The organism is Rhizobacter sp. (assembly GCA_021153565.1).
In the GTDB taxonomy this organism is placed as follows: domain Bacteria; phylum Pseudomonadota; class Gammaproteobacteria; order Burkholderiales; family Burkholderiaceae_C; genus Albitalea.
In genome coordinates, this window is record JAJKJU010000035.1 from 1 (window position 1) to 8,940 (window position 8,940).

Below are 8,940 nucleotides of genomic sequence, written 5' to 3' on the forward strand. Positions count from 1 at the left end.
CAATGCCGAACGCCGCCAGCTTCAACACTGGCGGCGTTCTTGTTCATGCACCTGATGGCCATCGTCGACGTGAACACGACTGCATCGCTAAACGGACCCACGAGATGGCCCGGCCGACCATCACCGAGCTTGATCATTGGTCCATCGAATTGGCTGATCACACTCAGTGCTGCGCCTTCGCATCGACCTCGGGTGAGACAGGAGTGAACGGATTCAAGAACGCCTTCAACTTGCCGGAGGCATAGACACGCTGACTGATGTCAACCTTCGCGATCGCGCGGTCGAATTGCCAGGGCGCGATGATGGCCCCGATCGAGCCCACCAGCGAGTACTTGCCGGCGATGATCTTGTCAGCGTGCAACGCAATCATGAACGCGGCGCTGGCTCCGATGTTGTTGATGACCGCCACCACCGGCTTGGGGTGCTTCTTTTTGAGCGTGCCGAGCGCTGTGTAGATGCGCTCCGACTCCACCGGCGCGCCCCCGGGGCTGTCGATCGACAGGACGACGGCCTTGACGCTGGAGTTCGAGAACGCTTTCTCCAAGAGGGGCAGGATCGCTTCCGCGGACGCGCGCTCGTTGGCGCCGATCGCGCCTTCGATCCTCACCACCCCGACGACGCTCCCGAACGGGCCCCAGCGAAAGCCGGTGGTGCTGAGGAAGAAGAGGAAATAGCCGACTCCGAGCAGCACCGGGAAACCGAAGACCATCGCTTGAAAGACCATCTTCCATCGCCGCTCGGCTTTCATGCTCGAGGCGGGCACCCCGGATCATGGAAGACACTGCGGGATGTGCGGGCCAGCGCGGGTAAAGGTCGGTCAATACTTTGATGGCTTGGCGCCTTGGTAGAGCCAAACCTTCCGGAGCGAACGATGTTCGGTTCCTTCAGTTGAGCGCGTAGCTCCCGGTTCTCGATTGCAGAATCTCATTGAGAGAACGGACCATGAAACCTGCGGAGAACAGAAGACCTACAGCTCAAGCTCAACCGCAAAGTCGACGCGGAACTGTGCGGTGTAGGGCACTTCGATTCGTGGGATGGCGCAAGTAAGCCAGATGAAATCAAATCCACGCAGTCAACCGACCTTGAACCATAAAGAGGCCGAGACTGCGGCAAGCTGGGCGCAGCTTTGAACAGCGATTGCATTGTTTGGAGCCGTCCTGGCAAGAATGCATCTTGGCCTTGCCCAATGAAACGTGAGAAAGGGAGAAGCTACGATGAAACTCAAGATCGCAACAGCAGTCCTGTCCATCACCGCATTCGGTCTTTCGCTGACGCCAATTGCACATGCAGGGGGAGGATCAGATACCCCTCCCCGACAGCAGCCCGGGTCCGGCGGCATTGAGATTGCCAAGACCCCGCTCAAGTGCACGGCCGGTTCAGGCTTGCAGGACGTCAGCAAGACGCTGTCTGTACTGAACACTTCCAAAAAGACGATTCCAGCAAATACCAACGTGCACTTTGCAACGAGCGACGGAGAGAAGGATTACCAACGCTTCGATCATGCAATCGCGCCCAACACGGTGTTCATCATTGCGACAAGTCATCCGAAGGACGGCACCTATACGTGCAGTGCTTGGATTAGCGGCTTGTTGAAATAGCGCGCAGTCAAAGTCAGTTGACGTTTTAAGGTAGGAGTCGCCGATCGCCTGAGCCCAGTGCTGTGGGTCAGCCGGGATCGGTCGGTGCCTCCTCCGGTGAGGCTTGCTCCATCGCACGCGAGTGGCCAAGAAAACATAGGGGAGGCGCGACATGCGCATCGACTTCACGCTCAACAACAGCGCCGAACGCGCTGCTCGTTACTTGACCTGGATGCCATCGCCCTTGCGAATGCGGCTACTCGACACACTACCGGCTCCGAGCGGCGTGACGGTGACGTTGAGCGAGAGTCGCCAAGCCAATGGTGGCTCCATCCGTTACAGCCTGACCGAGAACGGCAGGTTCGCTTCGACGCTGAAGGTCGTGTTGCCCACCAATGGCACATCCGTGACGGTGTACGTCCGCGGCAACTACGGCAAGCCCAGCCAAACTGATGGCGACGTAAGTATCGTCGTCAAGGAAGGCAACAAGGTGCTTGGCACGCTGCCGGTGATGGTGCGCATCCGCAAGAATGCCAACGTACTCACTGCTGGAGAGCGTGACCGATTCGTGGCGGCCATGGCGCAGCTGAACAATCGTGGCACGGGGCGGTTTGCCGATTTCCGCTTGATGCACGTGGCGGGGAGGGCCGATGACCAGGCGCACGGCGGACCGGGCTTCTTGCCATGGCACCGCGCCTATCTGCTGGATCTGGAGCGTGAGCTGCAAGCCATCGACCCTTCCGTCGCGCTGCCGTACTGGCGGTTCGACCGCCCATCGCCGAACGTGTTCACGCCCGAATTCATGGGCTTGGCGGATGCCCTCGGCACCGTCGCCTTTGGTCCTTCCAATCCGTTGCAGTTCTGGGCCACTGACGGCGTGCAAGGCGTGGCCAGACGCCTGATCGGACCCAACCCGGCGACGACGGCGTCGAGCTTCGTATCGAAGGAGGCCGCGACCTTGGCGCTCGGCAGCGTCTACCGAAATTTCAGGGTCATGCAAGGCGACCCACACGGCAATGCGCATGTCCAGTACTTCGGCGGCAGCATTTCTTCGATCCCCACTGCCGCGAAGGATCCCTTGTTCTTCCTCCTGCACTGCAACGTCGATCGGCTGTGGGCCAAATGGCAGGCGAAGAACAATCGGTTCGACGGCGCGGTGGCCGCGGCCTATGACTCGGGACCCACGCCGACGAGCCTTTTGGCGGGGCACAACCTGGGGGACAGCCTTTGGCCATGGAACGGCATCGTGACGTCACCCCGGCCGTCGACCGCTCCCGGCGGCCCAATGGCGCTGTCGCCGTGCGTGGCAGCGCCGGGCGTAAGCCCGCTGGTCATGCACATGCTCGACTACAAGGGCTTGGTGTCCAGTGGTGCGAAGCTCGGCTTTGACTACGACGACATCTGAACCGGCCCCAGCCAGGAGTGCATCACCATGCCCACTAGCAAGACCTCTCGCAAGGCCGGTGTCGTTCGCAAGAACGGTTCGGCCAAGAAAACCACCACGGCGGCCACAAAGCGCACGGTGACCAAGAAGCCCAGCGCTGCCGCCGACGCTTTGCGTGGCGGGACGAGCTTGGCCAAGGCCAAGCCTGAGGCGCTAATCCAGGCGCTATTGCAGCTCGGCAATGCGGTGCTGGATGATCGCGATGCGTTCAACGGGGTCATGCGAATCCTCGGGGATACGGCGGCAGATCACGACTTGCGCAACAAGGTGCTGTCCTCGGTCCAAGGCTTGACCTTCGATCCGGTGCGTTTCGCGCCCCATCGCCCTGCCTACATGAAGACCTTGCGTGCCTTGCGCACCGATGCCAATTCGGAGTTGCGTCAGCGGGCGTTCGGGCTTCTTGCCCGGGAGAACGACCCTGACACCCAGGCCATGCTGATCTCAGGCCTCGAGGATGCCGGCAAGGCCATGCTCCCGCCTGAAAAGGCGCTGCAGCTGCTGAGCTATGACCCGCACGCAGGAGCCTATGCGGTGGCGCACAAGATCGAGCAGGCACCACCGAACCCGTTGGCGCGCCGCGAGGCGCTGCGCGTGCTGGCGGCCGACGCGGGATCTGTGAAGCTCTTCGAACAGGTACTCGGGGACAAGTCCGAGTCCACGGAGGTCCGTCAGCTCGCGGCCAGCGCGCTGAACCACTTGGCCCCCAAGCGCATGCAGGACACGGCGCGCGGCATGGCGATGGACCCGACCGAAAGTGACGAGATCAAGACGCTGTGCTTGACCGCGCTGGCCAATTTCGGGGATCCGGAAGTTCTCGCTCAGGACACCGAGCTTCAGGCGCAGGTGGAACGCTATCAAGGCGATGCCGACGACGCGAGTAGTCTGAAGCTGGCGGCGGCGAACCTCAAGCAACGCTATACCTGACCGTGAGCATGGACGCCGCGGAACTGCCCTGGACGCAGGCGCACTTTTGCGCCGAAGTGGCAAGCGCTGCGTCCGGGACGTCGCGCACCCGTCATCTCGTCCTGCTGTTGCAGGAAGAGCATCCAGCGTATGCGCAGTGCAGCTCTGCCGAGGTGTCGCGTCGCCGGGGGTGGGTGTTGGTCGAGTTGGGCAACATGCCTCTCGAATCCGAAGCGGTGCCGCTCGTCTTGGAGGAGCTCGAGACGGGCCTCGTGCCGTACCTGCTGGCGGCCGCGGCGCGTGCCCTGCGGCAGGCCGAAACGCCTTTGCCGGGATTTGCGCCCGTGGTGCTGCGCGCGCTGGAAACGCTCGCCCGGCGCGATGATCTGGTGGATCTCGGGGTCTGGGGTGGGATGGCGCAGGATGATTCGGCGCGGCCGGCGCTGGATGAGGTGTTCCAGACATTGCGATGGTTGGGCCCGCACATGCGCTGGATACGGACTGGCCTCATTGTGCTGGACCAGGGTCCCACCGCATTGGCGACTGAACATCGACTGGCCTTGCAGGATGTTCTTCGAGGGCTGCCGGATGGATCGGCGGGTGAGGGCGCTAGCTGCTGTGATCTGCCGCTGCCCTGGCGGCGTCACGTGCCGGTGGTAAGCGGGGCACACGTCGACATGGTTCGGTTCGAAGACCAAGATGGCGCGCCCTTGTCCTGGCGCGAGTGCTTCGTCGGGCAGCCCACGGTGGTGGCGTTCTTCTATACCCGTTGCGACAACGAACAGAAATGCTCGCTCACCATCACCAAGGTGGCCCAGCTCCAGAGGTTGCTCCAGGCCGCAGGCCTGGAGCAAACCGTTCACATAGCTGCCATCACGTACGACCCGGACTTCGACTTGCCGCCGCGCCTGCGCGGCTATGCGTCCAGCCGTGGGCTGATTCCGGGCCTCCAGTGTCGGCTCTTGCGCGCGACGCAGGGGCGCGAGGCCCTGCAGCGCTTCTTTGCGTCGGGCGTGAACTTCGTCGGGTCGCTGGTGAACCGGCATCGCATCGAGGTGTTCGTGCTGGACGCCGAAGGGCGGATCGCCGCCAGCTACCAGCGTCTGGGCTGGGATCCGAAGCAGGTGGTGCTGGATCTTCGGGCGCTCCCGCGGCCGGAAGCAGATCCTCGCGTGAACCCTGCTGGGACGGTGGTCAGATCGACCCCCGTACTGTGGGCGTTCCTCTTGGCATTGCTGCCCAAGTGCCCGATCTGCGGCGCGGCCTATCTGAGCGTTACGGGCCTGGCCGCGCTGCCCCATTTGCCGGGGTGGCTCAGCGCCTGGCCAGCTTTTGCACTGCTGTTACTGACGAACCTGGCGGCGATCGGCTGGGCGGACCGGCGGAAGCGCCGTTGGGCGTCCTTAGTGTGGTCCGTCTTTGGAACGGCACTGATCGTCGGGGCCGGACTTGCGCTGGGCCAGGACTCGGCGATTTGGTTGGGTATTGCGTGCATGGCGATCGGGTCCGCCGTTGCTGTGCTCCGTGCATCGCCACGCAAAGCATCGACCCGCCAGGTGTAGCTGCCCGAGGTCAGCCGATTCCAGAGCTTGTACGGTTCCCCGAGAGGTTCTGCCCAAAGTCTTCAATCGACTGACCATCAATGCCTGCTGCACCCCGGTTGGTCCTCACCTTCTTGAACGCTTCCCAAACAGCCAGTTTGGAAAGCGCAAGACAGGGGTGTTCGGGCGCGTGGCGGGTCGGCGTCGTTTGGCGCATCGCTGGGCTGATTGCTTGCGGCCGCACAATGCGGCCAACGTCACGTCCAAGTGAAGCCGCGCAGCCTGGTCGCGATGTCTTTCGCGTTGGGAAACGTGCCGAGCCAATCGCGTAGCTTGACCAGGCGTGCGCCTTGAATTCCCCCGGAGGAAACCTTCCTGAAATCCGTCGGCGTGAGCGAGCCACAGAAGAAGCGATGCCCGGTGGCGATGTCATAGCCGCATTCCGCCTTCGCCTCTTGGATGATGGCACGCAGCCCCGCATCGAATGCTGCAGTGTCCTCGCGGAGCGATTGCCGTCGCCGCGAGGGTCATCACGACCATCGTGCCGAATGCCGCTGTGTAGACCACACGACCAGGCTTGATCCACATCGCTATCCCGAGTGCGGCATCGAGCCGGCCCCACCCAAGATCAGCGCGAAAGCAAGTGTGCGGTCGTCTATCCCCGCGCTCGTCAGCAGGCGTAGGCTTTTGCCTTGCAACTCCGACATGCTCGCGACCGCTGTGGCGAGCCACACGAAGATCAGACCGAAACGAAGCAGGCTCAAGTCACGAGCGTCAAGCATGGGAGTCACTCATGAAGCCTGCTCGGCCGCGTTACTGGCACCGGTACGCTGCCACAGCGCCACGTCATCCGCATGCGAGGTCAGGAAGTCTCGCAGTCTTGCAAAGCGTCGACGTGTCTGCCAGTCGAAGATCTGTTTGACGATCGGCTCCAGCACCCAGCGAAGCGCTGTCGGACCCACCTCGAAGCTGTAGGTGTAGATCAGCAGCGACTGGTTCGGTGCGGTCGAACGATGCCGCATCGAGGCGGCCCACCGGATGAAAGGAAACGAGCGGCCCAACATGGTGGCAGCAGCCACACGCGGTGGTTCATAGGACACGAACTGCGTGCGCATTGAAAGGCCTCTCAAGGCGCCGGCGCCGGCATTCTCGGTGATTGCACCGACGAAGGGGCACGGCGCACCACCCAGCACGTGGGTGGCGCTGACGAGTGAATCCCAGCGCATGCGCCATTGGTGGTGGTGAAACGCATCAAAGACGATCGCCTCACTTGCTGGCATCGGGAACTCAAGGCGTTGATGCGCCACGGTCGGCCTCCTCCTCGATGGTGTCGGTCACCATACCCCAGTGGTTGAACTCTAGCTCGAAGTCAGAAAGCGGTAACGCATTCATGCAGGCAAACGCACCCGCGGGTGGCGCTTCGCCACGCGCCAGCCTGCGCGCGAGCAGAATCGCCGCCATACATGGAATCTCTGGCCCGTGATCATTGCCTGCGGTAACGTGCCACGCGCGTCTGGCGGGCTGATTGAGTGCATCGTTGCCATTGACACGGACCACCATCCCGCCTGTCGAAGAGCCCATGAAGTCGAGTGCACGGGCGGCATGATTGAGCACCCCTGCCAGGCGGGCAGGCTGCCCGATCAAGCGTGCATTGCGCAACCCGGCTAGCACTGCAAACGCCCGCTGAGCCAATCCGACCTCGACCGCAGCACGGAACATGACGCGCTGCGTGACCTTGTAGTGCTTCGGAAAGAGTTCAAGGTCAGGGATGTCGCAAAGCGCGCCTAGGCGCGGGCGCAAGCGCGCGAACGCCACGCGCTCGGGCCGCGCCCAGCCGCACTGCGCCTGCCAACGCCCTTGGTTCCACACTTGGACCGGCTCACCGCAGTAGCTCAGCACGGCCGCCAGCGTCGCTCGTCCACGGGGCGCTGTTTGGGCCGGGGCGATGCAGATGTCGATGGCATCGATTCGCTTCCAGCCATCGCACAGATGGTCAATGACGGCAGACGACAACGCTGGGACCGTGCTGGCACCAGTGATCGCCGAGCGGCCGACAGCACGAAACGGCGCGTCCATCACGTTTGCAAAATCGCAGACGAAGCGACGGCCATCGGCAAGATCAATGTAGTGGGCAGCGGCCGCAGCAACTGCGGCGGCGACGCCATAGGACTGCTGTTGAAACGGGCCCGCGGTATGGATCAGAAGTTCGACTCCTGCCTCACGTAGAGACCGCGTGAACCCCTCCCCGTCAAGATCGATTGCAATGCCCTGTGCGCCTCCACCCAAGGCAGTAGCCAGCGACTGCGAGCTGCTCAAGTCGCGCCCACCAATCAGCAGCTGAATCGATGGATCGCCTGCCAGTGCGCGGCAGATGCGCGTACCGAAGTTCCCGTAACCGCCTAGCACCAGCGTCTTCAAGTCAACGAATCCTCCGCCAGAGTCGATATCGCATCACGAACGCGAGTTGGTCCCTACGGTCGCATTATCTGTTCAGCGTGCAGCGACAACCTTTCGCGAGCGACCGCATTGGCGAGGGCAGGCCCTACTACCGCTCTTGGCTGGCAGTGTGAGTACGAGGCCGCGCTTGGAAGCTGACCTTCGATGCGTGAGCCGGGCCGGCCAAGGTCAGCTGCCGGCGAAGCCCGGGAACTCACACGCCGGCCATCTGCTGTCGTTCGCGACCGGCAGCTTCCGGGCTGTTCAACGAGCCTACCTCGGCCTGCTCGGCGGTACTATCGTTGCAGCTCGCTGTTGCCGAGTTGAGGGGCCACGGTGAAAACCGTGGGCCAACCACCGGAGCCTAATGTCGGCGCGCCAGTCCTCGACCCAACCGTGTATCCCCAACGACGGAAAAATCGGCGTTCTGGGCCTGGGCGTAGGACCCCACAGTGCGTTCGCGAGAGGACCCGGGAGCGACCTCCTCGACATGAAGACTTCGCACTTTCATGCCTCCTTTCGGAGTCCAACGAGCCCCACAGCGCCGTTGCCCCCATACTGCGGCGACCTCACAGGAAAGGCTCATCTTGGATCGCATCAATTGTGCCGCGTCCGGCCGTCCGCTACTCGATAGTGCCGGGGAAGCGAATGAGTCTCGCAACGCGCGCCTGTGCATCGCCCCGCCGGTCGACTCAAGCTCAAGCTTGCAAGGCTTGGTACCGCGACCGGACGGCACGAGCACCTCATTTCATCCGATGCAGCCATCGGCCAGCATCCCGGCCGGTCGCGCTTCGCCACCGTTCATTGCTGCGCAGGCCGCATCTCCTGCATTTTTGGCGAGCATTGAGGCCGCACCGAACAGCCCCGGGAAACTCGGCGGATCTGATTCAACGATGGTTGGCAACAAGGCCCCATCCCACGGGGCAAGCGCAGTCGTCGACTTCGAGCCGAGGAAGCCCGACGCCGAGGCACCTGTCCAAGTGCCGTCGATCGGCTGCTCTTCGGGTATGACGCTCACCATGGCCCGGGCACTCTCGGA

9 protein-coding genes are annotated in these 8,940 nt (G+C 62.9%); 4 read left to right on the top strand and 5 right to left on the bottom strand.

The genetic code is table 11. The annotated features are described in order from the left end of the window. Positions 1 to 163: 163 nt before the first annotated feature. Entirely contained in the window at positions 164 to 724 is a 561-nt protein-coding gene (locus AC30NL_RS02560) for a S49 family peptidase (protein ID WP_489462444.1), read from the bottom strand. Between the two features lie 490 nt (positions 725 to 1,214). On the opposite strand from AC30NL_RS02560, the gene AC30NL_RS02565 reads away from it, so the two are divergent. The 4 genes from AC30NL_RS02565 to AC30NL_RS02580 all read left to right on the top strand — a co-directional run bounded on the left by AC30NL_RS02565 (position 1,215) and on the right by AC30NL_RS02580 (position 5,486). Then, a complete protein-coding gene (locus AC30NL_RS02565) occupies positions 1,215 to 1,598 on the top strand; it encodes a hypothetical protein (RefSeq protein ID WP_489462445.1) in 384 nt (127 codons plus the stop codon). Between the two features lie 151 nt (positions 1,599 to 1,749). Beyond that, positions 1,750 to 2,982 carry a tyrosinase family protein gene (locus AC30NL_RS02570; protein WP_489462446.1) on the top strand — a complete coding sequence of 411 codons (1,233 nt, stop codon included), beginning with the start codon at positions 1,750 to 1,752 and terminating at the stop codon, positions 2,980 to 2,982. A 27-nt stretch (positions 2,983 to 3,009) separates the two neighbouring features. Further along, positions 3,010 to 3,945, top strand: a complete 936-nt coding sequence (locus AC30NL_RS02575; protein WP_489462447.1) for a hypothetical protein — start codon at positions 3,010 to 3,012, stop codon at positions 3,943 to 3,945. A gap of 8 nt (positions 3,946 to 3,953) precedes the next feature. Beyond that, a complete protein-coding gene (locus AC30NL_RS02580) occupies positions 3,954 to 5,486 on the top strand; it encodes an SCO family protein (RefSeq protein WP_489462452.1) in 1,533 nt (510 codons plus the stop codon). 569 nt (positions 5,487 to 6,055) lie between these two features. Here the strand turns inward: AC30NL_RS02580 and AC30NL_RS02585 are convergent. The 4 genes from AC30NL_RS02585 to AC30NL_RS02600 form a co-directional block, all read right to left on the bottom strand. Beyond that, positions 6,056 to 6,247 carry a hypothetical protein gene (locus AC30NL_RS02585; RefSeq protein ID WP_489462448.1) on the bottom strand — a complete coding sequence of 64 codons (192 nt, stop codon included), beginning with the start codon at positions 6,245 to 6,247 and terminating at the stop codon, positions 6,056 to 6,058. A gap of 9 nt (positions 6,248 to 6,256) precedes the next feature. Continuing rightward, positions 6,257 to 6,772 (bottom strand): SRPBCC family protein, encoded by a 516-nt coding sequence (locus AC30NL_RS02590; protein WP_489462449.1) that lies wholly within the window; start codon positions 6,770 to 6,772, stop codon positions 6,257 to 6,259. Next, positions 6,753 to 7,883, bottom strand: a complete 1,131-nt coding sequence (locus AC30NL_RS02595) for a saccharopine dehydrogenase family protein (protein ID WP_489462450.1) — start codon at positions 7,881 to 7,883, stop codon at positions 6,753 to 6,755. Before AC30NL_RS02595 ends, AC30NL_RS02590 begins: the two co-directional genes overlap by 20 nt. Positions 7,884 to 8,649: 766 nt before the next feature. Then, positions 8,650 to 8,940, bottom strand: a 291-nt coding sequence (locus tag AC30NL_RS02600; RefSeq protein ID WP_489462451.1) for a hypothetical protein, incomplete at its 5' end; no start/stop codon positions are given.